The 25,943-nt window shown below is 64.6% G+C and carries 27 protein-coding genes; 17 read left to right on the top strand and 10 right to left on the bottom strand.

Annotated features, from left to right (window positions below; genetic code table 11):
- Nucleotides 1-6 precede the first annotated feature (6 nt).
- Nucleotides 7-1,677: a SulP family inorganic anion transporter gene (locus tag AC1DE1_RS16645; RefSeq protein WP_441601790.1), complete on the top strand. Its 1,671-nt coding sequence runs from the start codon at nt 7-9 to the stop codon at nt 1,675-1,677.
- The gene (locus tag AC1DE1_RS16640; protein ID WP_441601789.1) at nt 1,674-3,464 is read left to right on the top strand and encodes a DUF885 domain-containing protein; all 1,791 of its coding nucleotides are present in this window, start codon (nt 1,674-1,676) and stop codon (nt 3,462-3,464) included. Before AC1DE1_RS16645 ends, AC1DE1_RS16640 begins: the two co-directional genes overlap by 4 nt.
- 51 nt (nt 3,465-3,515) lie before the next feature.
- On the opposite strand, the gene AC1DE1_RS16635 is transcribed toward AC1DE1_RS16640, so the two are convergent.
- Nucleotides 3,516-4,058, bottom strand: a complete 543-nt coding sequence (locus AC1DE1_RS16635; RefSeq protein WP_441601788.1) for an SRPBCC family protein — start codon at nt 4,056-4,058, stop codon at nt 3,516-3,518.
- Between the two features lie 162 nt (nt 4,059-4,220).
- Here AC1DE1_RS16635 and AC1DE1_RS16630 point away from each other — a divergent pair, with 162 nt between their 5' ends.
- Together AC1DE1_RS16630 and AC1DE1_RS16625 are read left to right on the top strand one after the other, a co-directional pair.
- Entirely contained in the window at nt 4,221-4,613 is a 393-nt protein-coding gene (locus AC1DE1_RS16630; protein ID WP_441601787.1) for an MbcA/ParS/Xre antitoxin family protein, read from the top strand.
- Between the two features lie 161 nt (nt 4,614-4,774).
- Nucleotides 4,775-5,458, top strand: coding sequence for an RES family NAD+ phosphorylase (locus AC1DE1_RS16625; protein WP_441601786.1), 684 nt, complete (start codon nt 4,775-4,777; stop codon nt 5,456-5,458).
- A gap of 70 nt (nt 5,459-5,528) precedes the next feature.
- On the opposite strand, the gene AC1DE1_RS16620 is transcribed toward AC1DE1_RS16625, so the two are convergent.
- Nucleotides 5,529-6,146, bottom strand: a complete 618-nt coding sequence (locus tag AC1DE1_RS16620) for an OmpW/AlkL family protein (RefSeq protein ID WP_441601785.1) — start codon at nt 6,144-6,146, stop codon at nt 5,529-5,531.
- Between the two features lie 169 nt (nt 6,147-6,315).
- Nucleotides 6,316-7,206 carry a phenylalanine 4-monooxygenase gene (gene phhA / locus AC1DE1_RS16615; protein WP_441601784.1) on the bottom strand — a complete coding sequence of 297 codons (891 nt, stop codon included), beginning with the start codon at nt 7,204-7,206 and terminating at the stop codon, nt 6,316-6,318.
- Between the two features lie 145 nt (nt 7,207-7,351).
- On the opposite strand from phhA, the gene AC1DE1_RS16610 reads away from it, so the two are divergent.
- From AC1DE1_RS16610 to AC1DE1_RS16550, 13 genes are all read left to right on the top strand, one after another.
- Nucleotides 7,352-7,828 carry an Lrp/AsnC family transcriptional regulator gene (locus AC1DE1_RS16610; RefSeq protein ID WP_441601783.1) on the top strand — a complete coding sequence of 159 codons (477 nt, stop codon included), beginning with the start codon at nt 7,352-7,354 and terminating at the stop codon, nt 7,826-7,828.
- 51 nt (nt 7,829-7,879) lie between these two features.
- Nucleotides 7,880-8,698 carry a lysophospholipid acyltransferase family protein gene (locus AC1DE1_RS16605; RefSeq protein ID WP_441601782.1) on the top strand — a complete coding sequence of 273 codons (819 nt, stop codon included), beginning with the start codon at nt 7,880-7,882 and terminating at the stop codon, nt 8,696-8,698.
- Nucleotides 8,695-9,702, top strand: coding sequence for a YheT family hydrolase (locus AC1DE1_RS16600; protein ID WP_441601781.1), 1,008 nt, complete (start codon nt 8,695-8,697; stop codon nt 9,700-9,702). The genes AC1DE1_RS16605 and AC1DE1_RS16600 overlap by 4 nt, the downstream gene beginning before the upstream one ends.
- Nucleotides 9,703-9,777: 75 nt before the next feature.
- On the top strand, nt 9,778-10,167 hold the full coding sequence (locus AC1DE1_RS16595; protein ID WP_441601780.1) for a DUF3224 domain-containing protein: 390 nt from the start codon (nt 9,778-9,780) through the stop codon (nt 10,165-10,167).
- A gap of 61 nt (nt 10,168-10,228) precedes the next feature.
- Nucleotides 10,229-11,323, top strand: a complete 1,095-nt coding sequence (locus AC1DE1_RS16590) for a PQQ-dependent sugar dehydrogenase (RefSeq protein ID WP_477179153.1) — start codon at nt 10,229-10,231, stop codon at nt 11,321-11,323.
- Nucleotides 11,324-11,378: 55 nt separating this feature from the next.
- Entirely contained in the window at nt 11,379-11,999 is a 621-nt protein-coding gene (locus tag AC1DE1_RS16585) for a YbhB/YbcL family Raf kinase inhibitor-like protein (protein ID WP_441601778.1), read from the top strand.
- Nucleotides 12,000-12,129: 130 nt separating this feature from the next.
- Entirely contained in the window at nt 12,130-12,285 is a 156-nt protein-coding gene (locus tag AC1DE1_RS16580) for a DUF1328 domain-containing protein (RefSeq protein WP_441601777.1), read from the top strand.
- An 84-nt stretch (nt 12,286-12,369) separates the two neighbouring features.
- A complete protein-coding gene (locus AC1DE1_RS16575) occupies nt 12,370-12,735 on the top strand; it encodes an ElaB/YgaM/YqjD family protein (protein WP_441601776.1) in 366 nt (121 codons plus the stop codon).
- 20 nt (nt 12,736-12,755) lie between these two features.
- Nucleotides 12,756-13,217 carry an ABC transporter ATP-binding protein gene (locus AC1DE1_RS16570; RefSeq protein ID WP_441601775.1) on the top strand — a complete coding sequence of 154 codons (462 nt, stop codon included), beginning with the start codon at nt 12,756-12,758 and terminating at the stop codon, nt 13,215-13,217.
- Nucleotides 13,214-13,525, top strand: a complete 312-nt coding sequence (locus tag AC1DE1_RS16565; protein ID WP_441601774.1) for a hypothetical protein — start codon at nt 13,214-13,216, stop codon at nt 13,523-13,525. The genes AC1DE1_RS16570 and AC1DE1_RS16565 overlap by 4 nt, the downstream gene beginning before the upstream one ends.
- Nucleotides 13,526-13,620: 95 nt before the next feature.
- Nucleotides 13,621-14,688 carry an AI-2E family transporter gene (locus AC1DE1_RS16560; RefSeq protein ID WP_441602133.1) on the top strand — a complete coding sequence of 356 codons (1,068 nt, stop codon included), beginning with the start codon at nt 13,621-13,623 and terminating at the stop codon, nt 14,686-14,688.
- Nucleotides 14,685-15,146 carry a GNAT family N-acetyltransferase gene (locus AC1DE1_RS16555; RefSeq protein ID WP_441601773.1) on the top strand — a complete coding sequence of 154 codons (462 nt, stop codon included), beginning with the start codon at nt 14,685-14,687 and terminating at the stop codon, nt 15,144-15,146. The genes AC1DE1_RS16560 and AC1DE1_RS16555 overlap by 4 nt, the downstream gene beginning before the upstream one ends.
- Before the next feature lie 34 nt (nt 15,147-15,180).
- On the top strand, nt 15,181-16,122 hold the full coding sequence (locus AC1DE1_RS16550; RefSeq protein ID WP_441611144.1) for a prolyl oligopeptidase family serine peptidase: 942 nt from the start codon (nt 15,181-15,183) through the stop codon (nt 16,120-16,122).
- On the opposite strand, the gene AC1DE1_RS16545 is transcribed toward AC1DE1_RS16550, so the two are convergent.
- The 7 genes from AC1DE1_RS16545 to AC1DE1_RS16515 all read right to left on the bottom strand — a co-directional run bounded on the left by AC1DE1_RS16545 (nt 16,116) and on the right by AC1DE1_RS16515 (nt 25,822).
- The gene (locus AC1DE1_RS16545) at nt 16,116-17,093 is read right to left on the bottom strand and encodes a hypothetical protein (RefSeq protein WP_477179152.1); all 978 of its coding nucleotides are present in this window, start codon (nt 17,091-17,093) and stop codon (nt 16,116-16,118) included. The two genes, AC1DE1_RS16550 and AC1DE1_RS16545, sit on opposite strands and share 7 nt — an antisense overlap.
- Before the next feature lie 127 nt (nt 17,094-17,220).
- The gene (locus AC1DE1_RS16540; RefSeq protein WP_441601770.1) at nt 17,221-17,988 is read right to left on the bottom strand and encodes a LytR/AlgR family response regulator transcription factor; all 768 of its coding nucleotides are present in this window, start codon (nt 17,986-17,988) and stop codon (nt 17,221-17,223) included.
- Nucleotides 17,985-19,061, bottom strand: a complete 1,077-nt coding sequence (locus AC1DE1_RS16535) for a sensor histidine kinase (protein ID WP_441601769.1) — start codon at nt 19,059-19,061, stop codon at nt 17,985-17,987. Before AC1DE1_RS16535 ends, AC1DE1_RS16540 begins: the two co-directional genes overlap by 4 nt.
- A 112-nt stretch (nt 19,062-19,173) precedes the next feature.
- Nucleotides 19,174-20,145 (bottom strand): TolB family protein, encoded by a 972-nt coding sequence (locus AC1DE1_RS16530; protein ID WP_441601768.1) that lies wholly within the window; start codon nt 20,143-20,145, stop codon nt 19,174-19,176.
- Between the two features lie 139 nt (nt 20,146-20,284).
- On the bottom strand, nt 20,285-20,974 hold the full coding sequence (locus tag AC1DE1_RS16525) for an SDR family oxidoreductase (RefSeq protein ID WP_441601767.1): 690 nt from the start codon (nt 20,972-20,974) through the stop codon (nt 20,285-20,287).
- Nucleotides 20,975-21,045: 71 nt separating this feature from the next.
- A complete protein-coding gene (locus AC1DE1_RS16520) occupies nt 21,046-22,524 on the bottom strand; it encodes an efflux transporter outer membrane subunit (protein ID WP_441601766.1) in 1,479 nt (492 codons plus the stop codon).
- Nucleotides 22,525-22,621: 97 nt separating this feature from the next.
- The gene (locus tag AC1DE1_RS16515; protein WP_441601765.1) at nt 22,622-25,822 is read right to left on the bottom strand and encodes an efflux RND transporter permease subunit; all 3,201 of its coding nucleotides are present in this window, start codon (nt 25,820-25,822) and stop codon (nt 22,622-22,624) included.
- Nucleotides 25,823-25,943: the final 121 nt, after the last annotated feature.

The following is a 25,943-nucleotide window of genomic DNA, read 5'->3' as shown; positions in this document are numbered from 1 at the left end:
CGCCCCATGCCCACGACAACACCACCCGTCGTAGCCAAAGCGCCATCCACCTGGCATCTGGATCTGGTCGCAGGTCTCTCCATTGCCGGCCTGCTGATCCCCGAAGCGGTCGCTTATTCCGGTATCGCCAACCTGCCGCCGCAGGCGGGCGTGATTGCTTTGTTCGTGGGGTTGGCTACGTATGGGCTGTTGGGGCGCAGTCGCTATGCGATCGTGTCCGCCACTTCGTCGTCGGCAGCTGTGCTGGCGGCGGGAACGTTGGCGCTGTCTGGTGGTGACAGTATTTCGAGGGTCGCATTGGCGGGAACGCTCGTGGTGCTGGCAGGCGGCTGTTTTCTGGTGGCCGGTGCGGCGCGACTGGGTGGGTTGTCGCATCTGATTGCGCGTCCTGTGCTGCGTGGCTACACCTTTGGGCTTGCCTGTGTCATCGCACTCAAGCAGCTGCCGCATCTGCTGGGTGTGGCGGACGTGCATGGCGATTTCATGCCGCTGCTGATCGTGCAATTGGCGAAGGTGTTGCCGCAGGTGAACGTGGCGGCGTTGGGTGCGGGCCTGGTTGCGTTGCTGCTGCTGTTTGCCTGCGAGCGCATTCGTCGGCTGCCGGGAAGTCTGGTGGCCATCGCACTGGGCGTGCTGGCATCGGGTTGGCTGGCGGCGCATGGCGTGGCGTTGACGGGCCCCATCCAGCTGGCGACCGATCTGGGTTGGCCGACGTGGCCGCGCAGCGACCAGTGGTTGCCCAGTGTGGAATTGGCGGCAGCGCTGCTGCTCATTCTCTATGCAGAGTCCTATAGCTCGATCCGCGGCTTTGCGCTGAAGCATGGCGACACAGTGAATCCCAATCGCGACCTGCTGGTGCTCGGCATCGCCAATGTGATCTCCGGTGCGCTGCACGGCATGCCGGTGGGCGCAGGATATTCCGGCACCTCGGCGAACGAGGCGGCCGGTGCGCGGTCGCGCCTTGCCGGCCTTATCGGTGCCGTCAGCGTGCTCGTGCTGGTGTTGTTGGCCTTGCGCTGGATCGAGCGCATTCCCCAGCCGGTGCTGGCGGCCATCGTGATCCACGCGGTGAGCAAATCGCTGCGGGTGTCGGTGTTCGCACCGTATTTTCGCTGGCAACGCGACCGGCTAGTGCTGCTGGCGGCGGTGGTGGCGGTGTTGTCGCTGGGCATCCTCAACGGCTTGCTGTTCGCCATCGCCTTCAGTCTGGTAATGCTGTTGCGCCAGCTCGCCACGCCCCGGCTGGGCATACTGGGGCGGCTGGCCGACGGGCACGATTTCGTGGACACGGCGCAACATCCCGAGGCGCTGCAGGTACCGGGCATGCTGATCGTGCGGCCGGAGGAGCCGCTGTTCTTCGCCAATGCCGAGGCCATGCTGGCCCAGGCCCGCGAACGCGTCAAAGCGGGCCAAGGCCTGCGTCGCGTCGTGCTCAGCCTGGAGGAAAGCCCGGACCTGGACGGCACCTCGCTCGAATCCCTCGCCGATTTCGCTACATGGCTGGCCAGTCGTGGCATTGAGTTGCGCGTGGCACGATTGAAGGGCGATGCGCGGGACGCGCTGTCCCGCATAGCGCTACCCCAGCTTCCGCCACAGGCGCTGGATGACTGGAGCGTGGAGGATGCCGTGTCGGCATCGCCGCTCACGACCTCTTTGGCAAAGGGAAACCCGCAGTGAAGAAAGCTCTACGCACCACCTGGCTGGCCGCGGCCACCACGCTCGCACTGGCCGCGCCGGCCTGGGCCGATACCAGCGCCGATGCACGCTTCAAGCAGATCTACGAGCAGGAGTGGACGTGGCGCAACGGCCAGTCCGGCATTGCCAGCTCGGGTGAAGCACAACCCAATGGCTCGCGCCTGGACAATGTGGACGCGGCCAACCAGCAGAAGCGCCAGGACTATTGGCAGAAGGTGTCCAACGACCTCGATGGCATCGACGTCAAGCAACTGTCGCCGGAAGACCAGGTGAACTACGCCGTATACCGGGCGCAGATCCAGAACCTGCTCGCCTCGCAGAAGTTCAAGCAGTGGCAGATGCCGTTCAACAGCGACTCGGCGTTCTGGAGCGACCTGGGCTATGTGCTCGAAGGCGACCGGCTGCGCACCACGCAGGATTATCAGCGCTACATCGATCGCCTCAACCAGGTGCCTGCGTACTTCCAGCAGCAGATCGACAATATGCGCGACGGTCTGGCGCGTGGCTTCACCGTGCCGCGCGAAGTGCTCAAGGGACGCGACGCGTCCATCAGCTCGGTATCGGAGTTGAAGGACCCGACCCAGAGCACTTTCTACAAGCCGTTCGAGAAGATGCCCTCGACCGTGCCGGCCGCCGACGCGATCAAGCTGCGCGATGCCGCCAAGAAGGCAATCAGCAACAAGGTAATCCCGGCCTACGCCAACCTGCTCAGCTTCTATCGCAACGACTACGTGCCCAAGGCACGCACCACGCTCGCCGCCGAAGCCATGCCCGACGGCAAGGCGTTCTATCGCCAGCAGATCATCGAATACACCACGCTCGATCTGGATCCGGACACCATCCACAAGATCGGCCAGGAGCAGGTGGACAAGATCCATGCCGAGATGGTCAAGACCATGCAGGAGTCGGGCTTCAAGGGAAGCTTCGCCGATTTCCTGCACTTCCTGCGTACCGATCCGCAGTTCTACGCCAAGACGCCCGACGAACTGCTGATGCGCACCGCGTGGGTGGCCAAGCAGGTAGACGCGCAGCTCGGCAAGGAATTCGGCCGCCTGCCGCGCCAGCGCTTCGCCATCGTGCCGGTGCCGGCCGATATCGCGCCGTATTACACCTCGGGCCGCGGCGGCGCCAGCACGTATCTGGTCAACACCTATGACCTGCCGTCGCGTCCGCTGTACAACATGCCGGCGCTGACGTTGCACGAATCGGCGCCCGGCCATTCACTGCAGCTGGCGCTGGCGTCCGAGCAGCGCGGCCAGCCGGACTTCCGTCGCGAGGGTTATATCTCGGCCTACGGCGAGGGTTGGGGCCTGTACTCGGAGTACCTGGGCAATGAGATGGGCATCTATAAGACGCCCTACGATCGCTTCGGTTACCTCACCTACCAGATGTGGCGCGCCTGCCGACTGGTGGTCGACACCGGCATCCATCACCTGGGCTGGACGCGCCAGCAGGCGATCGACTTCATGACGCAGAACACCGCCTTGTCCGATCGCGAGATCGCCAACGAAGTGGATCGCTACATCAGCTGGCCGGGCCAGGCGCTGTCGTATGAACTGGGCTACCTGAAGATCCTGGCGCTGCGCCAGAAGGCCGAGCAGGCGCTGGGTTCGAAGTTCGACATCCGCCACTTCCATGACACCGTGCTGCAGATCGGCTCGGTGCCGCTGCCGGTGCTGGAGCAGCGCATCGATCGTTTCATTGCCGACGGTGGACCGGCACCGGATTTCGGCTGCGATTGCGCAAAGGACAAGGACGCGAAGAAGTAAGTCGCCCCACCACGACCCCGGCTTGGCTGGGGGCGTGGCATTCGCGAAAACTCAGGGTTTGGCCGGTGTGCTCTTGCCGGTTTCCGCATAACGCTGCAGTCGCTGCAGCTGTTCCATCAGCATGCCGTTGGCGACCGGCGCAATCCTGTCGAGCCCGCTGGCGCTGGAACCGTTGACGCGGTATTCCAGCGCCAACGCGGTGCCTTCCGGCGCGGGCTTGAGCGTGAAGGTCAGCACGCCTTGCACGGCCATGGCTTGAAACGGACCCAGCGCGGCATCCATGCGCAGCAGATGGCCCGGCGCGGCCCAGATCACCCGGCCGTGCTGCACGCTCTGGTCATTCCAGCGTTCGCAGAAGCAGCCGCCGGCCTCGGCCTTGAGGCTCACGTGCGAGGCGTCGCCAGAGTAGGTGTGTTCGCTGTTCCACCACTTGGCTACGTCGATCAGCGCCGCATAGAGCTTCTCGGGCGGTGCGTGGACGGTGCGGGCGTCCTGGATCAGCAGGTGATCGGGCGCGGCTTCCTTCACCTCGGCGTGGACGGCGAGGGCATGGAACGACAGCAGCGTGGCGGCGGCAATGACTTGAATACGCATGGGTTTCCCTCTGATCGATGCCACGTGGGCGTCACCGGGCGGGCCGAGTATGCGGCGACCCGTGCGCGCGCTGTACTGGCCGAACGGCGGATGACCGGACCACTGGCGAAAAATGCATCAGTGGAGTAAATTGGCTCCTAACTTCACTGGGAGAGTTGAACCATGGCGGCTCATCTCCAGCCTGAAACCCATCCCATCGCCGATCTCGGCGGCCCCGCCTTGCGCGCTTTCTTCAATATCGCCGAGCGCTGGAACCTGCGCATTGCCGACCAGCGCCGCCTGTTGGGCGATCCGCCGGAATCCACTTTCTACAAGTGGAAGCGGCTGCAGAGCGGCACCCTGGGGCGCGACACGCTCGAGCGCATCAGCTACCTGCTGGGCATCTTCAAGGACCTGCAGATCCTGTTTCCCGATGCGGACCAGGCGGACGGCTGGGTCCATCGCGCCAACCGCTCCAGCTTGTTCGGCGGCCAATCGGCACTGGAACGCATGCTCTCGGGCAACGTCGCCGACCTTTATGTGGTGCGCCAGTACCTCGACGCCCAACGCGGCTGACCCCGACGCCTTTTGTAGGAGCGCACTTGTGCGCGACCGCAGACTTGCGGCTTTCCTCAGACATCCACCCCAGACAAAACCCTGCGCTCCACGTCGCAACCCCCGATACGCCCTCAGGCCATACTTCTCCCCTCTGGCAGACCGCGCGAGAGCTTCACGTCATGGCCGACATTCCACCGCTCAAACGCGTCCGCTGGGGTCACGCTTACCGCATCGTGCCCAGCCGTTTTCCGCCCATCGGCGTGTTCGACCGTATCGCTGATCCGGGCGACCTTGAAGCGCTGTACGCCATCGAGGCGATGACCAATCCGCGTCTGCGCAACGATATCGGCGACCTGCATCTGGTCCCGCCGGATCGGCGCATCAGTGGCCCCGGCAGCACGCCGGTGATGGCCGCGTTCACCCATCTCAATCCCGAAGGCAGCCGTTTTTCGGATGGCAGCTGGGGCGTGTTCTACGCCGCGCATAGTGTGGCCACGGCGGTCGAAGAGACGGTCTATCACCGCGAGCTGTTTCTGGCGGCAACGGCCGAGCCGCCGTGCGATATCGAGATGCGCTGTTACAGCACCAGCATCCAGGCCAAGTTGCACGACCTGCGTGGCGGTTGGAAACCCGAGCACGATCCGGACAACTACGCGGCAGGCGTTGCGCTGGCGCGCAAGCTGCGTGAGCAAGGTTCCGACGGGCTGGTCTACGACAGCGTGCGGCATGCCGGGGGCGAATGCGTCGCCGTGTTCTATCCCGACCGCGTGGCGCCCTGCGTGCAGGCGCAGCACCTGATGTACCGCTGGGACGGCAAGCGCATCGGCCAGGTGCTCACCGTGGATGAGTGGAAGCGCGGCTGAGCGCCTGCGAAAAAAACGGGGCCCTTCTTGCGAAGGGCCCCGCGCAGCTTCCGTGCCGACTGGTCTCCCCTTAGAAGCGGTAGCCGACGCTGGCGCCGAACACCACCGGATCGATCTTGGCGGTGCCTACCTTGGTGTTGTTGACCTTCACGTCGCTCTCGATATTGGCCCAGCGCACGTCCACCGTGGCCAGCCACTTCTCGGAAATCCTCAGGTCGAAACCCGCGCGCACGGCGCCACCCCAGCTGTTGGCGATGCTCACGCTGTTGCCGTAGAGCGCGCCGGTGCCATGCGTGCCGAAGAAGTTGGTGTAGTTGACGCCCACGCCCAGGAACGGCGACCAGGCCGCATCAGGCATGAAGTGATAGTTGACGCCGAAGGTCGGCGGCAATTGCTTGGTGCGCGCCACTGTGCCCAGGCCGGCGAGCTTGACGTCATGCAGGAACGGCCACGCACCCAGCGCGTCCACGCCCCAGTTCGGGGTGAACATGTATTCGAGGTCGATGGTCGGTCGCGTGCTGCTGCTCACGTTCGCACGTGCGCCGGCCAGGGTGCCGTTGTTGTCCTTGGGGGCGACCACGGCGCCGCCGACGCGCAGCACCCACGAATCGGTGCCTTCAGCGTGGGCCGTGGGAGCGGCGAGCGTGCCAAGAGCCGCGGCAATGACGAGGGGAAGCAGGACTTTCATGGCGTTGTTCCATCATGTTTTCGTTGGGGGACAACGTCATGGTCGTTAGGAAGTCGTTGCTCGCTGTTGATCCAGGTCATGTGCTCGTAGGGCATTCGGACGCAGGCGCGCACGCACGAAAAGGCCCGCGCGAGGCGGGCCTTCTGTGTCTTTGCGGTAGAGCTGACGATCAGGTGTCGGCGTTCGTCGCCCAGCCTTCGCGGTTGCCGCGCGTGAACACGCGGTCGCTCTCCAGCACGTCGCCTGCCGCATACGCCGGCTGCTCGCGCAGGCTGGCGTAGATCGGCGTGAAGTCCGGACGCGTCGCCTCGAACAGCTGTTCAAAGCTGTCGATGACGAAATACGTCTGCTGGAACGTGTCGATGCGGTAACGCGTGCTCATCACGCGCTCCAGGCCGAAGCCGATGCGGTTGGGCGAGGCCGAATCCAGCGAGTAGATCGACTCGCCCTTGGAGCTCACGATGCCGGCGCCGTAGATGCGCATACCGTCCTTGGTGTTGATCAGGCCGAACTCCACCGTGTACCAGTACAGGCGCGTGAGGTTCATCAGCGCTTCGGGGCCGATCGCGAAGGCCTTCATACCGCCGCGGCCGTAGGCCTGCATGTAGTCGGCGAACACCGGGTTGAGCAACAACGGCACGTGGCCGAACAGGTCGTGGAACAGGTCCGGTTCGCTGAGGTAATCGAGCTGGTCCGGCTTGCGGATCCACCAGCTCACCGGAAAGCGGCGATGCGCGAGATGGTCGAAGAACACCTCGTCCGGCAGCAGGCCTTCCACCGCGACCACTTCCCAGCCGGTCGCAGCGCCCAGCACCTTGTTGAGCTCGGAGAACTTGGGGATGCCGCCGGCGCCCATGCCGAAACGTGCCACGCCATCAAGGAATTCCTGACAGGCGCGGCCAGGCAGGAGGTCGCTCTGGCGCTGGTAGAGCGTGTCCCACACTTCATGGTCGGTAGCGGAGTAATCCGCCCAAGGCTGCTCCACCACGCCGGTGGCATACACCGGGACATAGCCGCGATCGGTCTGCTGATGTTCGACGCGGCGGGGAGGGGTGTTCATGGCGTGCTCCTGGAAACAAGGCCGACCTGCTTGGATAAGCCAGCATAGGGCGATTGCCGCGCACGATGATTGTTTTATTGCATTGATTCAGTTCAGCTAAGCAATAATCGTGTTCCCTCATCCGTATCTATGGAGATTTATTGCCATGGCTACCTTGGACCGCACCGATCTGCGGATTCTGGCCGTCCTGCAGTCCGACGGCCGCATCACCAATGCCGACCTGGCCGAGAAGGTCAGCCTGTCGCCTTCGGCCTGTCTGCGCCGCCTCCAGCGCCTGGAGGCCGACGGCGTATTGACCGGCTATACCGCCCAGGTGGATCCCCAGGCCGTAGGGCTGGGCCTGCAGGCTTTTGTCCGCGTGCAGCTGGGCAAGCATGAGAGCGCCGTGGTCGAGCGCTTCGTGGAGCTGGTGAACGGTTGGCCGGAGGTGGTGTCCTGTTATGCGCTGACCGGCGACATGGACTACCTGTTGCATGTCTATGTGGCTGACCTGCAGGATTTTTCGCGCTTCCTGCTGGATCGCCTGCTGAACGCGTCGGGGGTGGCCGATGTCAATTCCAGCTTCGTGCTGCGGACCGTGAAACGGTCCTCGGCCTTGCCCCTGTCGCAGCTGGAACATTGATGCTGCGACGCGGGGACGCAGGGGTCGACTAACGCTAAACTAACCGGACTGATGAATAGCCAATCCCTCTCCGCCCCAGCCCGCCGAGACGTCATTCGGCCCCTGCGCTACTTCTGGCGCGTGCCGCTGCTGCTGCTGCACATCGTATTGGGCGTGCTGCTGTGTGCCCTGGTGCTTACCTGGCGCCGTGACGCGGTGATGAAAGATGGCCGCGAGCCGTTTGCGCATCGCACCATCCGCTGGTGGTCGACAGCCCTGCTCCGCATCTTCGGTCTGCGCTCTGTGCGCGTTGGCCAGCCGCTGGCCGATCCTGTGCTGTTCGTCGCCAACCACACCTCCTGGATCGATATCGAGCTGCTGCACAGCCAGCGCGCGGCGTGCTTCGTGGCCAAGGCGGAAATTGCCAGCTGGCCGCTGGTGGGCTGGCTGGCGTCGGCGGGCGGCACCATTTTCCATCGCCGCGGCAGCAATCACTCGCTGGCAGCGGTGATGCAGGTGATGGTGGATCGGCTGCGCGGGGGGCGTTCCGTGGCGGTCTTCCCGGAGGGCGGTACCGGACACAACGGCGTGTTGCGCGTCTTCCATGCGCGCATCTTCCAGGCGGCGCTCGATGCCGAGGTGCCGGTGCAGCCGGTGGCGCTGCGCTTTGCGCGCGACGGCCGTCGCGTCCTGGATGCCGGTTTCCGCGAGCACGAGAACTTCATGCAGAACTTCCTGCGGCTGCTGGGCGAAGCCCCGCTCGACGCCGAAGTGCATTTCCTTGAACCCGTGCCGGCTGCGCCGGACGCGCGCCGTCGCATGGCGGAAACCTCGCGCGAGCGCATTGCGATGGCGCTGGAAGACAAGCCGGAACACGAAAAACACGCATGACGCTGCCCCGGGGTAAGGATTTTCAGCCACCGTGGCCGCTACGCAGTGGCCACATCCAGACCATGCTGTCCTCCAGCGGCGTGCGGCGCCTGATGCTGCCCAAGGCGGCGCAAACGGTGCTGCAGGATTCCCAGCAGGTGGTGGTGAATGGCGGTGATGGCGTGCGCCTCACCGGTGCCTACACCAGGCAGAGGACGCAATCGGAATCGCGCGGTCTGGCCGTCTTGTTCCATGGTTGGGAAGGCAGCGTTGATTCCACGTATGTGCTGCAGACGGGAAGCCGGCTGCTGGCCGATGGCTGGGACGTGTTCCGCCTGAATTTCCGCGATCACGGCGACAGCCATCACCTCAACGAGGCCTTGTTCCATTCCTGCCGCATCGACGAAGTGCTGCATGCGCTGAACGACATTGCGCAACGCTTCCCGTCGCGACCGCTTGCGCTGGCGGGTTTTTCGCTCGGCGGCAACTTCGCCTTGCGCGCGGCCATGCACGCGCCGGCGGCAGGCCTGCCATTGAGCTATGCGCTGGCGGTGTGCCCGATCATCGATCCGGGTGAAGGCCTGTTCTCGCTGGAAGGGCAGGCGCCGTGGTTCTACCAGGCGTACTTCATGCACAAGTGGCGGCGTTCGCTGCAGGCCAAGCAGGCGGCCTTCCCGCACGTGCAGTATTTCGAACTGGCCGAGCTCAAGCAGAGTCTGCGCGGACTGACCGCGTCGCTGGTCTCGCGGCACACCGATTTCGGTTCGCTCGAAGCCTATCTGGACGGCTATTCCGTGGCCGGTCGCGCGCTGGAAGGCATGCACGTGCCGTGCACCATTCTTACCGCGCGCGACGATCCGGTCATCCCCGTGGCGGCATTCGAACGACTCGATCTGCCGGCGAATGTGGAGCTGGATATCTCCGACTACGGCGGCCATTGCGGCTATATCCGCGGCTGGGACATGACCAGCTTCACTGACGAGTACATCGCCGCACGTTTCAATGCCGTGGTGGCGCAGCGATAGCACTGCGCGGCCTTGTGGCTGTCACAACGGCATTCCATCATCCGTCTCACCACCGTTCTGCCTGGAGACCCGGCCATGCATGCCAAGGGCACGTTCGAAGTGAAGATCACGCCGCAGCCTCCGCAGGCAGGCATTGACGATCCCGGTGTTGGCCGTCTGGTGATCGACAAGGTCTTCCAGGGCGATCTGCAGGGCCATAGCAAGGGAACGATGCTCGCCGTCGGCACGCCGATCGACGGTTCGGCAGGCTACGTGGCGATGGAGTGGGTCGAAGGCAGCCTGCACGGGCGTCATGGTCGTTTCGCACTGCAACACAGCGGCAGCATGCATCGCGGGTCGCCGCAGCTGTCGGTAACCATCGTGCCCGATTCGGGCACTGACGAACTGGCGGGCATCGAAGGCGCGCTCACCATCACCGTCGCCAACGGCGTGCATTCCTACGACCTCCACTACAGCCTGGCGTGAAACGTTTCCCCGTCGCCGCGATGGCGCTACGCTTCGACACTCCCGCGATGGAGTGCCGTCCATGCTCAAGTTGATGCTGGGTTTGTTCGGATGTCTGGTGGCCTGCACAGCCATGGCGGCGCCCCAACTGGAAAAGCTCACCTTGCCCAAGGGGTTCCATGTCGCCGTGTACTCGGACCAGGTGCCCAATGCGCGCGAGATCGCGCTGGGCGCCAAGGGCACGGTGTTCGTCGGCTCCAATAGCGCGGGCAAGGTCTATGCGCTTACCGACAGCAGGCACGACGGCCACGCGGACAAGGTGCGCGTGATCGCCAGCGGCCTGAAGTTGCCGGTGGGCGTGGCCTTCAGGAATGGCGATCTGTACATCTCGGCGGTGAGCAAGATCCTGGTGCTGCGCGACATCGAGAATCATCTCGACGATCCGCCCAAGCCCGACGTGGTCTTCGACAAGTTTCCCACCGAGACGCATCACGCCTGGAAGTTCATCGCGTTCGGTCCCGACGGCAAGCTCTACGTGCCGGTGGGTGCGCCGTGCAATATCTGCGACAAGGACAAGGACTACGCCAAGCTCACGCGCATGAACGCCGATGGCAGCGGCCTGGAAGATGTCGCCTCAGGTATCCGCAATACCGTGGGATTCGACTGGCAGCCCAAGACCAGGCAGCTGTGGTTCACCGACAACGGAGGGGACCTGATGGGCGATGACATGCCCAGCGACGAGTTGAATCGCCTGTCGCACGTGGGCGAGCACTTCGGTTATCCCTATTGCCACCAGGGCGACACACTCGATGCGGAGTTCGGCCAGGGCAAGAACTGCAAGGATTACAGTGCGCCGATCTACAAGCTCGGTGCGCACGTGGCGGCGCTGGGCATGCGCTTTTACGAGGGTTCGCAGTTCCCCGCCAACTACAAGGGCGCGATCATCGTGGCGGAGCATGGCTCGTGGAATCGCACCAGGAAGTCCGGCTATCGCGTGATGGTCGCTCATCTGAGCGGCGACAAGGTCACCGCCTATGAGCCTTTGCTGGACGGATTCGAGCAGAACGAACAAACCTGGGGCCGGCCGGTCGACGTGCAGCCGCTCCCCGACGGCAGCGTGCTGGTGAGCGACGACCTGGCCGGCGCGCTCTACCGCGTGACGTACCAAAACCCCTGACGCGCCGCGGCTTGCGCGACGCTTCACCCACTCGCTTTGATCCCGGAGAACGACCTTGCAATTGCGTAGCGACAGTTTCGAACACGGTCAGGCGATGCCGGCCCGACTGGCTTTCGGCAAACGCGGCGAACCCTTCGCCTTGTCCGACAACCTCAGCCCGCACCTGGCGTGGAAGGATGCACCGCATGCCACGCGTTCCTTCGTGCTGGCGGTGTTTGACTTCGACGTGCCCAGCAAGCCGGACGACGTGAACCAGGAAGGACGCACCGTGCCGGCCGATTTGCCGCGCGTGGAATTCGTGCACTGGCTGATGGCCAATATTCCGGTGGAATGCGGCGAACTGGCCGAAGGCGCCTGCAGCGACGGCATCGTGCCGCGCGGCAAGCGCGCGCCGTACGGCCCGCCGGGCAGCGTGCAGGGCGTGAACGACTACACCGGCTGGTTTGCCGGCGATGCCGACATGCGCGGCGAATATCTCGGCTACGACGGCCCGTGCCCGCCGTGGAACGACTCCATCGTGCATCACTACCATTTCCGCCTGTACGCGCTGGATGTGGAAAGCCTCAAGCTGGCCGATGGTTTCACCGTCAGCGCATTGCGCGCGGCGATGGACGGCCATGTGCTGGCCGAGGCCGAGCTGATGGGCAGCTATACGATCAATCCCGCAGCCGTTTAGACGACCTTGTCGCCAGCGTGAACGGCGACCAAAGGGCGGCGTGGGCTGAGATCATTTTCACGCTCGCAAGGCATGGGCTGTGGGTGAATGGTCGGCAGGACGATGTCATGTCCGCTGAGAGGATCGCCCCATGCTGCACTACGCCCTGGTATTCCTGGTCATCGCCATCATTGCTGCCTTGTTCGGTTTCACCGGCATTGCCGGTACCGCTGCCAGTATCGCGAAGATCCTGTTCGTCGTCTTCCTGATCCTGGCTGTGATCGCCTTTTTCAGGCGCGCGAGCTGAGCGAACGGCGCATCGGGCTGAATCCCGATGCGCTTCGCGGCACCGATTCAAGACCATTGCATGTCCGCTTCAACGGAGAACGTCATGAACAAGCAAGTCCAGGCGCACGAGGAAAACACCGCTGCCGAGCGCATCGAGGAACGCGCCGAGCGCATCAAGCAGGCGACCACCAGCGCCGTGAGCAGCACCAAGGAAGCGGTGGATCGCGCGGCCGACAAGGTCGAGGACAGCCTGCATCGCGCCACCGACAAGGCCGCCGATACCGCCACCCGCGCCTCTGAGAAAGCCGACGAATATCGCCAGCGTGGACGTGAGGTGTACGACGAGGCCGTCGACCGCGCCGACGAATGGCTGGACCGTGCACGCGACTATGTGCGCGAGAAGCCCGTGCAGTCCGTAGCCATCGCCCTTGGCGCCGGCTGGCTGCTTGGCCGCATACTCCGTCGCTGATAGACGACTGAGGACAGGGGATGGACCAGACCGGACGCGAAGACGCGCCCGCCGCGCCTGACGAGACGCCACCTCCTGCGCCACCGGGCCTGCTGGACGATATCGGCCGTCTCGGTCGGGCTTTTCAAAAGCTCTTTGGGGCACAACTGAAGCTGTTGTCCGCCGAATTGGGGCTGGCGCGCAGCGCCGTCCACTGGCTGCTCATCGCCGGTCTGGTCGCCACCGTGGCGGCCGTAGGCATGGGGCTGACCCTGCTGGGCCTGATCGGCTGGCTGCTGGCGCAGTGGCTCGGCTCGTGGGCCTGGGCGTTGGCCGCGCTATCGCTGGTGGAGCTGCTGTTTCTCGCCGGCGCGATGCTGTTGTTCCGCCGCTGCATGCACTGGATGACGCTGCCCGCGACGCGGAACGAGTGGAGTGCGATGATGCGTGACACCCTGCGTCGTCCCGGTCCGCAGGGCAGCAACCCGGAGGACGTGCCGTGAGCCTCTTCAAGCAATTGCATGCGGTACGTACGGCGGAGAACCGTGCACGGGATGCCCGCGAGGAGCTGGCGGTACCCGCCCAGGCCTTGTTGGCGCGTGGACAACGCCATCCGCTCACGACCGTAGGCTTGGCCGCGGGCGCGGGTTTCGTGCTCGGCAAGCTCAATGTGCATCCGCTACGCGTGCCGGGCCTGGGCGCGCTGCTGAGCGGCACCGCAGCCGAAGTCGTGGGCCAGGCCATGCGACTGGTGGCCGAGTTCACGCAGAACGCCGGCGACGTCACGCAGGACACCGGCGACTTCACATGAACACGCCGATGTCATCGCTGCCGCCCGTCGCTGAAGGTGACGCGGCGCAACCGGAGGTACCCGTCGACGCGATGGTGCCCAGCCGCGAGCCGCGGATGAACCTGATGCGGGTGCAGCGCACGCAGAGTGCACGCCGGCACCTGCGCGGTATCCGCGTCGTGCTCAATATCTTCCTGGCGTTGGCGCTGATGTATACGGTGACCATCACCAAGCAGCTGCTGATACCGCTGGTGCTCGCCTCGTTCATCGGCCTTGCGCTCAATCCCATCGTGGCGCGTTGCTCGAGCATCGGGATTCCGCGCTGGCTGGCGGCCAGCGTGCTGATGATCGGCCTGATGACGGCCATCGGATTCGGCGTGGGTGCGCTCACCCAGCCCGCCCTGGGCTGGGTGCACGAAGCGCCGACGGCGATCCGCAGCTTTATCCCGAAGCTGCGCAACTTCACCCAGCCGCTTGAGGCGGCCAACCGCGCCACCCAAGGCCTCACGGGGCCCACGAAGGTACAGGCTTCGGCGCAGTCGCCGCTCTCCATCACCGTGTGGGACATCGTGGCGACCACGCCGAAGGTCCTGGCCGGCGTGCTCACCGTGGTCTTATTGGTGTTCTTCTTCCTCGTCTACGGCGACCTGATGCTGCGACGACTGGTGGAGGCATCGCCCAACTTCGGCTACAAGCGACACGCCGTCCACGTGGTGCGCGGCATCCAGTACGAGGTGTCGCGTTACATCCTCACGGCGACGCTGATCAACTTCGGCCTTGGCGCCGTCACCGCCGGCATGCTGTGGCTGTATCACATGCCCGATCCCTTGCTGTGGGGCACGGTGGCGATGCTGGCCAACTTCATTCCCTACGTGGGCGCGATCAGCACCACGACCGTGCTTGCGGTGGTGGGCCTGCTCAACTTCAACGAGCCGGGTGCGGCCCTGCTGCCGGCTCTCACGTTCGCCGGCATCACGGCGGTCGAAGGCAACCTGGTGACGCCGCTGATCCAGGGGCATCGCATGCGCCTGAGCCCGATCGCGATCCTGCTGTGGCTGCTCTTCTGGGGCTGGTTGTGGGGCATCCCGGGTGCGCTACTGGCGGTGCCGATGCTCACCAGCGCCAAGCTGGTGGCCGAACGCGTGCGCGGCTGGCGCTGGTTTGCACGCATGGTGCAGCGTTGACGGCTCGCTTCGCGATCCGCGCGGTTGGCGCGCAGGACTTCGATGCGTGGAAGCCATTATGGGACGGCTACAACGCGTTCTACGGCCGCAGCGGCGACACCGCGCTGGCGCAAGAGATCACGCGCGAGACGTGGTCGCGCTTTCTCGCGGCAGACGAACCGATGCACGCGCTGGTGGCCGAAGGCGATGGCCAGCTGCTGGGACTGGCGCACTACCTGTTCCATCGCAGCACCATCAGCCGCGCGAACAGCTGCTATCTGCAGGATCTGTTCACCATACCGGCGGCACGCGGCATGGGTGTCGGACGCGCGTTGATCGAAGCGGTGTATGCCAACGCACGCCAGGCCGGTGCATCGCGCGTGTACTGGCAAACCCATGAAACCAATACCAACGCGATGCAGCTCTACGACCAGCTAGCCGAGAAGTCAGGGTTTATTGTCTACCGCAAGCCGTTGTAGCGTCGCCGTAGACTCACCGACGCGGGTAAGCGCCATGCACGTTTCGTTCGCGGTCCGACTCGGCGCCATGGCGCTACTACTTGCGGGCAGCTGTTCCGCGATGGCAGCGACGACGTCGACGGACGGGCTTCATCGTTGCGAGGCGCAAGGCCGTGCCACGCCGACGGTTGCGCAAACGACGCTCAATGGCGTGCCCGCCATCGTGCGCATCCCCACGCATATCGACAAAGCGCCGATCATCCTGTGGCACGGCTTCGGCCCACCGGCCAGCGAGAGCGCCATGATGGAGGCGCTGCCGCTCGACGAGGTCGGTGCGGTGAAGATCTACCTCGGCCTCCCTCTGTTCGGCGCGCGAGCACCGTCTGGTGGCATGAAGGAACTCGCGCGGCGGCAGGGCGAGGATCTTGGCCTGGAAGTGTTCAAGCCCGTGGTCGCTGGCGCCGCGGATGAGCTGTCGAACGTGGTCGCGGCCTTGGTCGAGCATGGCTGCATGAAGGCTGGCAGCGCGGTTGGCCTGGTCGGCTTCTCCGCCGGCGGCGCAGCAGCGCTCTACGCGTTGTCGCAGGGCAGGGTGAAGATCGAAGGCGCGGTGCTGCTCAACCCGTCAACGGGTCTGACCGATTCGGTGCAGGCCTATGAGAAAGCGACGAGGCAGACCTACACCTGGTCACCCGCGTCGCGCGAACTGGCCCACCAGACCGACGCGGCCGCGCACACCGCCGATATCGCACGACATCGTCCCGCGTTGCTGTTCCTGCAAGGTGCGAACGACGCGGTGCTCGATGGGAAAGCGGTGTCGGCGCTGTGCGCCGGGCTAAAGCCGTTGTATGGCGATCAGGTATCGCGGCTGCAGTGTCGCCTGCTGGCCGGCATGTCCCATCAATGGGCCGCCGATCCTGCGTCGCTGGCGCTGGTGCGCAAGGCCGTCGGCGCATGGTTCTCGGATATCCCAGCCGCATCGACGACGACTCATTGATCGATGCCATGCGCCTTCAGCACATCGCTGATGTCGAACAGCCACACGTTGCGCGAACCATTGAGCGGTTCACCCAGGCGTTGCTGCAGCGACGCGATATCGTCCTTGGGCTTGGGAAAATTCACCGTGCTCTGGCGGCTGCTCGAAACATACAGCTCGCCGAATTGACGGCCCAGCGAGGGCGCATTTTCCAGCGCGGTGCTGTTGACGTCGCCAGCCAGATGCAGCGGCTTGCCCCAGCGGCCATTGGGCTCGCGAAAGGCAATGTACAAGTCCGCGCTGCCTAGCGAATCGCCTTCGTTGCCAGCGTAGATGAGGAAGCGCTGGTCCGGATCGACGCAAGGATCCATGCGATTGTGTTCCAGGTCGCCCAACGCCACGCGCTCAGGTTTCGCGTAGCCGTTGGCGGTGTGTCGCGCCACATAGACTTGATACGCCTTGCCCGAATCGTCGCGATGAGCCGAAAAATAGATGTCGCCATTGGACGCGACCGAAGGGTTGTAAATCATCGCGCCATCATTGAGTGCGCCATCGACATGGACGGGCTTGCCCCAACGGCCGTCCGACTGTTGTTCGACGTACCACAGGTTGGTGCCGGCAAACGTCTGGCCACCCATTTCGGCCATCACCGGCACGTCGCCATCATGCACAGGCCGATTGGAGACGAAGTAAAGGCGCTTGCCATCCGGTGACAGCGCCGGCTCGGAATCGTGCCATTGGCCGGAAAACGACACGACCTCGGGTGTGGTCCAGTCCTGGCCGCGCCGATGCGTGACAAGAATGGTGTCGTCCTTCTCGGCAAAATCCGAGCGCATGAAATACAGCGTCTTGCCATCGGGACTCACGGCCGCCGAGGTCTCCTGCAAGCCGGTGGAGATCACGCCTGGCCCGACCAACTCGCCCGCACCGGCATTGGCGGCTATCAGGGCGAGGGCCAACAGGCCGGCCGGGATGAACAGTTGCGACGGCATGCACGATGCTCCAGCAGAGGGGACGGTGGGTCCGCCACACCATGGAGCACAGGTGTGCGAGCTGCAGCAGGTTTGTGACTGGCGGCCAGAGCGGCGTGATGAGCGGTCGACGCAGGCGCGTCGGCGGTCAGGCCATACCCAGGGCGCGACGTGCGTGCAGGCGGAAGCGGCGGCTGAGGCTAAGCCGCGTGCCGTCCTGCAACACCACTTCCGCGCTGCCCTGGAACAGGGGATGCACTTCGCGTATGCGTTCCACGTTCACCACGATGCCGCGGTGTATGCGCAGGAAGCAGGCCGGATCGAGCACGGCAAGCAGGTGGCGCAGCGACTCGCGGTGGAGATAGGTCGCGCTGCCGGCATGGATATGCACGTAGTTGCCGTCGGCGCGGATCCAGTCGATATCGCTGGCGGCAATCACGCGGATATGCTCGCCATGCTGGACACTGAGCCGCTGCAGATAGGGCGATGCGGGCACCTGCGCTGCACCTGAAGTCGCGACCGGGACGGGCAGAGCGTGCAAGCCCTGCCAATGGCGCCGCACGCGAATCATCGCCTGGTCAAAACGCTCCTGGTCGATCGGCTTGAGCACGTAGTCGATCGCATTGGCGTCGAAGGCGCGCAGCGCGTGCTGGCCGTACGCGGTGGCAAACACCACCATCGGCAGACCGTCGCGCTTGAGTCCATGCAACAGACGGAAGCCATCCATGCCCGGCATGCGGATGTCGAGGAACATCAGGTCCGGTTCCAGCGCTTCGATCGCCTGTCGCGCTTCGCTCGCGTTGCCGCACTCGCCCACGATCGTCACATCCGCATGCGATGCCAGCGCCTGCCGGATGGCCAGCCGTGCCAGGACCTCGTCGTCGACGATCAAGGTGCGGATAGGCGGCGTAGTCATGCGGCCTCCCGGAACGGAAAGCGCAGTTCCACCCGTGTGCCGCCTTCGGGCTTGCGTTGCAGTTCCAAGGTGGCGTCCTGGCCGAACAGCATGTCCAACCGGGTGCGCGTATTGCCCAGGCCCAGCCCGTCCTTGGGACCGTCGGGCGGCAGGCCGATGCCGTCGTCGTCCACGCGCAGCAGGAGATTGTCGCCATCGCGTCGCGTGGAAATATGCAGCGTGCCGCGCTCCGTCTTCTCCAGCAGCCCGTGGCGCAGCGCATTCTCCACCAGCGGCTGCAGGATCATGTTGGGCACCAGCGCTCGCAGCGTGTCGGCGGAAACATCGATGTGGGTGCTCAGACGATCCTGGAAGCGCACCTGCTGGATGCCGAGATAACAGGTGAGGAATTCCACTTCACGCGATAGCGGTACCTGTTGCGCGTGCCGCTCTTCCAGGGTGAGGCGAAGAAAATCACTCAGTCGCGCGATCATCTGCCGCGCCTGCACCGGGTTGGCCAATGCCAGCGCCGAAATGGCGTTGAGCGTGTTGAACAGGAAGTGCGGCTGCAGTTGCACGCGCAAGGTCTGCAGCTGCGATTGCACCAGCTGCGTTTCAAGCTGCGAGTTGCGCAGGCGTTCGTCGCGCAGCCGGCGCTGTGAATCGATGGCGCGCAACACCACCAGGATCACGCCGTAAGTAAGCCAGCTGAGATGGAAGTTATAGGCGAACTGCATGCGCGAGAACGCACTGAAGCTGATGTTCGGTCGCGAGAGGGGCGGCCCGCACAGCGTCCAGTAGATGGCCAGCACCAGCATCACCTGCAGCGCCGCGAGCAGGATGCTGGCGGGCAGGTGCACTGCCCAGAAGCGACGCCAGCCACCGTGGCCGCCGATGCTGCCCAGCCACGCCACGACGGGCGTGAGCAACATCCACAGATAGGCGTTGGTGAGGTTCCAGGTGAATGGGCGGGTCCAGGTGAACACCTCGCCCTCGCTGATCATGGAGATCACCGAGCTGGCCGTGTAGGACAGGCCCAGCAGGGTCCAGAAGACGAACACGAGCGCCCAGATCTTCCAGCGTGGCGCAGTCATCAGGTCGGACACCGGAACCTCGCAGGCACGAGCCGCTGCAGTGAACTCCCCCAGTCTGGACGCCCGTAATGTACGGCAACAGTGCCTGAAGACATCGTTAGTGCGGCCTCGCTCAACTTGCCATGCAGGCTGCAGCGGCCGCCACCAGGCGATCGCCCAGTCTGGCCAGCCAGGGAGCGAGCGAGACGCGCCAGATATGGTCCGCGTTGGCGCTCGACGTTTTCCCTGAAAGCGAGGCGGGCAGGGCGCGATCGCTGGAGAAATACAGCGTGCGATGGTCGCAGCCCAGCTGAGAGCCCATATTGTGCGTGCCGCCGTTCACCGCGTCGCCCAGGTCCTGCGGCGTGCTCCAGTTGTCGTCGGTGTGAAAGGCAATCGCCAGCCGATACGGCTGCGAGGGTTCGTGCTTGATGCTGAAGACCATGAACGAACGATCGGGGGCAATGGCGACATCGCGGATCTGCGCGTCCTTGTCGCCCACCGCCACCACATAAGATGCCTGGTACTGACCGTGCTCGTACGCCGCGCGCAGCGGACGCAGCACACCATCGGGTGCACAGCCGATGTAATAGACGCTGTTGTCCGCCGCGATGCTGGGCGCGAACGTGCTGGTGCAGGTATTGACGGCGTCGGGCAAGCGCACGGGTTCGCTCCAGCCGTCGCCTTTGCGATCGACGCGCCACAGGTTCATGCCCTGGCCGACCAGACGCTGGCCTTTGCGGATGGCGTCGAGGGCTTGCCCGTCCTTCGTGGCGGGCCGGTTGGAGGCGAACAACAAAAACGAACCGTCCGGCGCTATCGCCGGGTCACCGTCGCGCCATTGGCCGGAAAAGGAAGCGACCGCTGGCGTCGACCAGTGTCCGTCGACGCGGTGCGACGCCATCACCGTGGCGCCATGGTCGGTTCCGCGCATGAAATAGACCGTGTTGCCGTCCGGTGTGAAGGCCGGTGAGGCGTCATCGGAGGCATGCAGGTCGCCGCCGGGAACAAACACAGTCGGCGCGGCCGCCGATGGCTCGATCGATGAAGATGGCAGCAACGGCCAGATCGCCAACAGCACGACGCATATCATCTGTTGCCACATGGTGCGAACTCCCGGGCCAACCGGAGCCCTTCAGCACGCACAAACTAGAGCGATCACGGCATGGCGTCGCCGCATTTGTGACGACCGGCGTGGTGGGAGCCACGAGCGGTCTCTCGCCATGGACTACCGGTGGGATGCGCTACCAGTCGATGCGCTGTCTGTCGCGAAAGAAGCCGCCGTTGACGGCCGGGCGCGAGGGCAGCATGGCGGCCCAGACGATCCCCGCGGCGCCATCGGCGACGGGGCGTCCACCGTGGCCGCCCATATCGGTGGCGACCCAGCCGGGGCATACGGCGTTCACCAGGATGCCGCTGCCGGCGAGTTCCGCGGCGAGCATGCGCGTGTGGCTGTTGAGCGCGGCCTTGGACACGCGATAGGCGGGACAACTCGCGCCGTCGCTGTCGTTGGCGCCGCAGCCGCTGGAGACGTTCACGATGCGCCCGTAGCCATGCCGCTGCATCAGCGGAAGCATGGCCTCGGTCAATTGCCAGGCGCCGATCAGGTTGGTTTCCAACGCCTGCCGGACCAGGCTGAGGTCGACCGACGATGCCTGATTGTCCACATCGAAATACGCGCCGGCGTTGTTGATCAGGATATCCAGCCGGCCATATTCGCCCTCGATGCGCGCGGCCAGTTCGCGCACGCACTCCAGCGAGGTGACATCCAGCGGCACGGATACCACCGTGCCGCCTTCGCGCCGCAATTGTCGTGCTGCCTTTTCGCCAGCCAGTGGACGGCGTGCACCCAGCAACACGGTGACGCCTTCGGCGGCGAGCTGGCGCGAGATCTCAAAACCCAGCCCGCGATTGGCGCCGCTGATCAGCGCCACGCGCTGTGACGGCTCCGGGTCGGCCGTCGCCGCGCGACGTCGTGAAGGCCTCCCCGGAAACGCCACCGCGTTCATGGCGTCGCGGCCAGCTGGTCGCAACGCTCGCTGGCGCAGGCCTGCCAGCCACCGCCAAGCGCCTTGTACACCGACACGGCGCGCAGATTGATGGCGGCCTGCGCATCGGCCAGCGAGTCCTCCGCTTCCAGCTGAGTGCGCTCGGCATCGAGCAACAGCAGGAAGTCGGCAGCACCTTCGTTGTAGCGGATGCGCGCGAGGTCGGCCGCGTGGCGGCTATTGGTCACCTGATCCTGCAGCTTGAGCACGCGCTCGCGCTGCAGGTTGTAACCGACGATGGCGTTGTCCACATCTTCCACCGCCTGCAGCACGGTGCGCTGATAGCTCGCCAGCGCGGCATCGGAACGCGCCTCGCTGGCCTTCACGTTGGAACGCACGCGCTGCACATTGAGGCCCGACCAGGTGATGCTCGGCGCGATCGACCAGGCGCGTGATTGCGCCCCGCCGAAGTCGTTGCTGCGGCCAGCAAGAAAGCCGAGGAAACCGCCCAGCTGGATATGCGGGTAGTAATCCGCCTTGGCCACGCCGATGCGCGCATTGGCGGCGGCCAGTTCGCGCTCGGCGATGCGGATGTCCGGACGGCGTTGCAGCACGTCACCCGCGTTGCCGATATCCAGTGCCACGTCGATCGGCTTGAAGCCCTTCGGCGAGACATCGATATCCAGCTCGCCCGGACGCTCGCCCAGCAGCACGGCAAGACGCGAGGTGTCGTTCTGGGCCAGGGTCTGCAGGGTGGGCAGCTGCGCTTCGACGAAGTTCAGTCGCGCGGTGGCGCTCGCCACATCCTGCTCCGAACCCGTGCCGATATCGGAACGGGCATGGATCAGGCGCAGCGATTCGCGCTGGTTCTCGATGTCGCGATTGGCCACGTCGATGCGCAGTTGCACGCCACGCAGATCGAAGTAGTAGCGCGCGACTTCCGCGAACAACGTCACCTGCGCATCCTGCAACGATGCTTCGCTTGCGCCGGCGTCGGCACGCGCGGCTTCCACCGAGCGACGCACGCCACCGAACAAGTCGATCTCCCAGCTGGCATCGAAGCCGGCCTGGTAGCTGGTGATGGTGGTGCGCTGGTCGGTGAAACCCGGCTGCTGTTCGCGGGCTCGCGAATAGTTGGCGACGGTTTCCACGTCGGGAATCTGCTGCGACTTCGCCACGCCGAGCAAGGCGCGCGATTCACGCAGGCGCGCATAGGCGATCTTCAGGTCGGGGCTGTTCGCCGCCGCGCGCTGGATCAGTGCTTCCAGCGTGGGGTCGTTGAACTGCTTCCACCATTGGGCCTGGAAGGTCTGGGTGGATTCCTGCGCATTGACGCCTTGCAGGGCCACCGGCTTTTCCTGGGGCGCATGGTAGTCGGGGCCAACACTCACGCAGCCGGACAGCATGATGGCGGCGGCGATGGCGGTGACTTTCTTGGCGGTGTTGCGGCGCGATACGGGTTCGCAGGCGCAGTCATCGACCAGTGCGAAATCCATGTGGCCGACGCCCGACTCTAGCGTGTCGCTCCGCTGGCCCCTCTCCCGCGTGGGGAGAGGGAGCAGTGAGGCTTTGAGGTTCTTGAAGAAGGACATATCAACGCTCCTCGATAAGGTTGCCGGACTGCGCAAGGCGCGCGGCCTTGCGAGCGCGGCGGCGTTCGCTGTTGCGTTCGCCCCAGCCGCGCACCAGCACATAGAACAGCGGCGTAAAGATCAGGCCGAAGAAGGTGACGCCAAGCATGCCGGCGAATACCGCCACGCCCATCGCATGACGCATCTCCGCACCCGCACCGTGCGAGGTCACCAGCGGCACCACGCCCATGATGAAAGCGAACGAGGTCATCAGGATCGGGCGCAGTCGCAGGCGAGCTGCCTCCAACACCGCCTGCGTGCGGTCCATGCCTTCGAGGATCTGCGCTTCGCGGGCAAACTCCACGATCAGGATCGCGTTCTTGCACGCCAGGCCCACCAGCACGATCAAGCCGATCTGGGTGAAGATGTTGTTGTCGCCACCGGTCATCCACACACCGGAGATCGCAGACAGCAGCACCATCGGCACGATCAGGATCACCGCCAGCGGCAGCAACAGGCTTTCGTACAGCGAGGCCAGCACCAGGAACACCAGCAGCACGCACAAGGGGAACACGAGTACGGCGGTATTGCCGGCGAGGATCTGCTGATAAGTCAGCTCGGTCCACTCGAACGTCATGCCGTTGGGCAGGTTGTCCTTGGCCAGCTTTTCAATCGCCGCCTGGGCCTGACCGCTGCTGAAGCCCGGCGCCGGACCACCGTTGATCTCGGCCGTCGGATAACCGTTGTAGTGCTGCACGCGATCCGGGCCCACGGTCTGATTCACCGTAAGGAACGAACCCAGCGGGATCATCTCGCCAGTCGAACTGCGCGTCTTCAGGCCCAGGATGTCCTGCGGCTCGTGACGGAAGCCCGGCTCGGCGGACACGTTCACTTGATAGGTGCGACCGAAGCGGTTGAAGTCGTTGACGTAGAGCGAGCCGAGGTAAGCCTGCATGGTCTGGTACACATCAGCCAGATCCACGCCTTCGGCCTTGGCCTTCTCGCGGTCCACGTCCGCGTCGATCTGCGGCACGCTCACTTGATAGCTTGAGAACAGGCCTGCCAGCGTCGGCACCTTGGTGCTTGCCTGGATCAGGTTCTGCGTCTGCTTGTACAACTCCTCAAAGCCCGCATCGGAACGATCTTCCACCTGCAGGCGGAAACCACCGATCGTGCCCAGGCCGTTCACCGGCGGCGGCGGGAAGATCGCGATGTAAGCGTCCTGGATGCCCGCATACTTCTGCTGCAGGGCAGCGGTGATCGCACCGGCCGACAGCGATGCATCGCGACGTTCCTCGAACGGCTTGAGCGTCACGAACACGATGCCGGAGTTGGTGCTGTTGGTGAAACCGTTGATCGACAGGCCCGGGAACGCCACGGCGCTTTCCACGCCCGGTTGCTTGAGCGCGATGTCGCTCATGCGACGGATCACGTCTTCCGAACGGTCGAGCGAGGCGGCATCCGGCAACTGCGCGAACGACACCAGGTACTGCTTGTCCTGCGGCGGCACGAAACCCGTCGGCACGTGGGCGAAGCCAAACAGGCCGAGCAACACCAGGCCACCGTAGATGATCAGCGCAATCGAACCCGAACGCAGGATGCGCTTGACGCCACCCACGTAACGGTTCGCACTGCTGATGAACAAGCGGTTGAACGGACGGAACAGCCAGCCGAAGGCGCGATCGATCAGCAGGCTCAGCTTGTCCTTCGGCGCATCGCGATCCTTCAGCAGCAAGGCAGCAAGCGCCGGGCTGAGGGTGAGCGAATTGAAGGCGGAGATGACGGTCGAAATCGCAATGGTCAGCGCGAACTGGCGATAGAACTGACCGGTCAGGCCACTGATGAAGGCTGCCGGCACGAACACCGCGCACAGCACCAGCGCCGTGGCCACGATGGGTCCGGTTACTTCGTTCATCGCCTTGCGCGTCGCTTCCTTTGGCGACAGGCCGTGCTCGATATGTCGTTCGACGTTCTCCACCACCACGATGGCGTCATCCACCACGATGCCGATCGCCAGCACCAGGCCGAACAGCGACAGCGCGTTGAGCGAGAAGCCCGCCATCAACATCACCGCAAACGTACCAATCAACGACACCGGCACGGCGACCAGCGGGATGATCGAAGCACGCCACGTCTGCAGGAACAGGATTACCACCAGCACGACGAGCGCGATAGCTTCGAACAGCGTATGCACCACCGCTTCGATCGAACCACGCACGAACACGGTCGGGTCGTAGACGATCTGGTAATCCACGCCCTGCGGGAAATCCTTCTTCAGATCCGCCATCAGGCCGCGGACTTCATCGGAGATCTGGATGGCGTTGGAACCCGGGCGCTGGAAGATCGGCAACGCCACGGCCGGCTGGTTGTTGAGCAGGCTGCGCAGCGCGTAGTTGTTTGAACCCAGCTCCACGCGGGCCACGTCGCGCAGATGCGTGAACGAGCCATCGGCATCTTTGCGCACGATGATGTTGAGGAAGTCTTCCTCGGTGATCAGTCGGCCCTGCGTGTTGATGTTGAGCTGGAAGGCAGAGTTGGTCGGGCCCGGCGGTGCATTCAGCGCGCCAGCGGCCACGGTGATGTTCTGCTCCTGGATCGCATGCACCACGTCGCCCGTGGTGAGCTGGCGCGAGGCCAGTCGCTGCGGGTCGAGCCACACACGCATGCTGTATTCGCCGGCACCGAAGATCTGCACGTCGCCGACGCCATCGAGGCGGGCGAGCTGATCCTTGATGTGCAGGCGCGCATAGTTCGACAGATACAGCATGTCGTAGCGCTGATCGGGCGAGATCAGATGCACCACCATGGTCAGGTCGGGCGAGCTCTTCTGCGTGGTCACGCCAAGACGCTGCACTTCCTCAGGCAGACGCGGCTGCGCCTGCGCGACGCGGTTCTGCACCTGCACCTGGGCGTTGTCCAGGTCCGTGCCCAGCGCAAAGGTGACGGTCAGCGTCATCGCGCCGTCGCTGGTGGACTGCGAGCTGGTGTACAGCATGCCTTCCACGCCATTGATCTGTTCTTCCAGCGGCGTGGCGACGGTTTCGGCGATCACCTTGGGGTTGGCGCCGGGATAGGAAGCACGCACCACCACGGTAGGCGGTACGACTTCGGGGTATTCGCTGATCGGCAGCTTGAACAGCGAAATGCTGCCCGCGATGAGGATCAGCACGGAGAGGACGCCGGCCAGAATCGGCCTGTCCACGAAGAATTGTGCGATTTTCATTGCATTCGTCCTGGTTGCTCGCTGGCACCAATGCCCGCGCGAGGCGGGGACTTCCGGCGCTTTGCCTGCGTGATGCGAAGACAAAGCGTCCCTGGCCCTCGGCTCAAGAGAGCGAGGGCGT

The sequence above is a fragment of the Dyella sp. 05T440 genome, assembly GCF_056395965.1.
Note: the sequence above shows the minus strand (reverse complement) of the source record. Positions and strands in the feature narration are given on the sequence as shown.

What these genes read in the sequence shown, in the direction of transcription:
- AC1DE1_RS16645 (WP_441601790.1), top strand. Translation starts at nt 7, where the DNA reads ATGCCCACGACAACACCACCCGTCGTAGCCAAAGCGCCATCCACCTGG.
- AC1DE1_RS16635 (WP_441601788.1), bottom strand. Translation starts at nt 4,058, where the DNA reads ATGCGTATTCAAGTCATTGCCGCCGCCACGCTGCTGTCGTTCCATGCC.
- AC1DE1_RS16630 (WP_441601787.1), top strand. Translation starts at nt 4,221, where the DNA reads ATGGCGGCTCATCTCCAGCCTGAAACCCATCCCATCGCCGATCTCGGC.
- AC1DE1_RS16625 (WP_441601786.1), top strand. Translation starts at nt 4,775, where the DNA reads ATGGCCGACATTCCACCGCTCAAACGCGTCCGCTGGGGTCACGCTTAC.
- AC1DE1_RS16620 (WP_441601785.1), bottom strand. Translation starts at nt 6,146, where the DNA reads ATGAAAGTCCTGCTTCCCCTCGTCATTGCCGCGGCTCTTGGCACGCTC.
- phhA (WP_441601784.1), bottom strand. Translation starts at nt 7,206, where the DNA reads ATGAACACCCCTCCCCGCCGCGTCGAACATCAGCAGACCGATCGCGGC.
- AC1DE1_RS16610 (WP_441601783.1), top strand. Translation starts at nt 7,352, where the DNA reads ATGGCTACCTTGGACCGCACCGATCTGCGGATTCTGGCCGTCCTGCAG.
- AC1DE1_RS16605 (WP_441601782.1), top strand. Translation starts at nt 7,880, where the DNA reads ATGAATAGCCAATCCCTCTCCGCCCCAGCCCGCCGAGACGTCATTCGG.
- AC1DE1_RS16600 (WP_441601781.1), top strand. Translation starts at nt 8,695, where the DNA reads ATGACGCTGCCCCGGGGTAAGGATTTTCAGCCACCGTGGCCGCTACGC.
- AC1DE1_RS16595 (WP_441601780.1), top strand. Translation starts at nt 9,778, where the DNA reads ATGCATGCCAAGGGCACGTTCGAAGTGAAGATCACGCCGCAGCCTCCG.
- AC1DE1_RS16590 (WP_477179153.1), top strand. Translation starts at nt 10,229, where the DNA reads ATGCTCAAGTTGATGCTGGGTTTGTTCGGATGTCTGGTGGCCTGCACA.
- AC1DE1_RS16580 (WP_441601777.1), top strand. Translation starts at nt 12,130, where the DNA reads ATGCTGCACTACGCCCTGGTATTCCTGGTCATCGCCATCATTGCTGCC.
- AC1DE1_RS16575 (WP_441601776.1), top strand. Translation starts at nt 12,370, where the DNA reads ATGAACAAGCAAGTCCAGGCGCACGAGGAAAACACCGCTGCCGAGCGC.
- AC1DE1_RS16570 (WP_441601775.1), top strand. Translation starts at nt 12,756, where the DNA reads ATGGACCAGACCGGACGCGAAGACGCGCCCGCCGCGCCTGACGAGACG.
- AC1DE1_RS16560 (WP_441602133.1), top strand. Translation starts at nt 13,621, where the DNA reads ATGAACCTGATGCGGGTGCAGCGCACGCAGAGTGCACGCCGGCACCTG.
- AC1DE1_RS16550 (WP_441611144.1), top strand. Translation starts at nt 15,181, where the DNA reads ATGCACGTTTCGTTCGCGGTCCGACTCGGCGCCATGGCGCTACTACTT.
- AC1DE1_RS16545 (WP_477179152.1), bottom strand. Translation starts at nt 17,093, where the DNA reads ATGCCGTCGCAACTGTTCATCCCGGCCGGCCTGTTGGCCCTCGCCCTG.
- AC1DE1_RS16540 (WP_441601770.1), bottom strand. Translation starts at nt 17,988, where the DNA reads ATGACTACGCCGCCTATCCGCACCTTGATCGTCGACGACGAGGTCCTG.
- AC1DE1_RS16535 (WP_441601769.1), bottom strand. Translation starts at nt 19,061, where the DNA reads ATGACTGCGCCACGCTGGAAGATCTGGGCGCTCGTGTTCGTCTTCTGG.
- AC1DE1_RS16530 (WP_441601768.1), bottom strand. Translation starts at nt 20,145, where the DNA reads ATGTGGCAACAGATGATATGCGTCGTGCTGTTGGCGATCTGGCCGTTG.
- AC1DE1_RS16520 (WP_441601766.1), bottom strand. Translation starts at nt 22,524, where the DNA reads ATGGATTTCGCACTGGTCGATGACTGCGCCTGCGAACCCGTATCGCGC.
- AC1DE1_RS16515 (WP_441601765.1), bottom strand. Translation starts at nt 25,822, where the DNA reads ATGAAAATCGCACAATTCTTCGTGGACAGGCCGATTCTGGCCGGCGTC.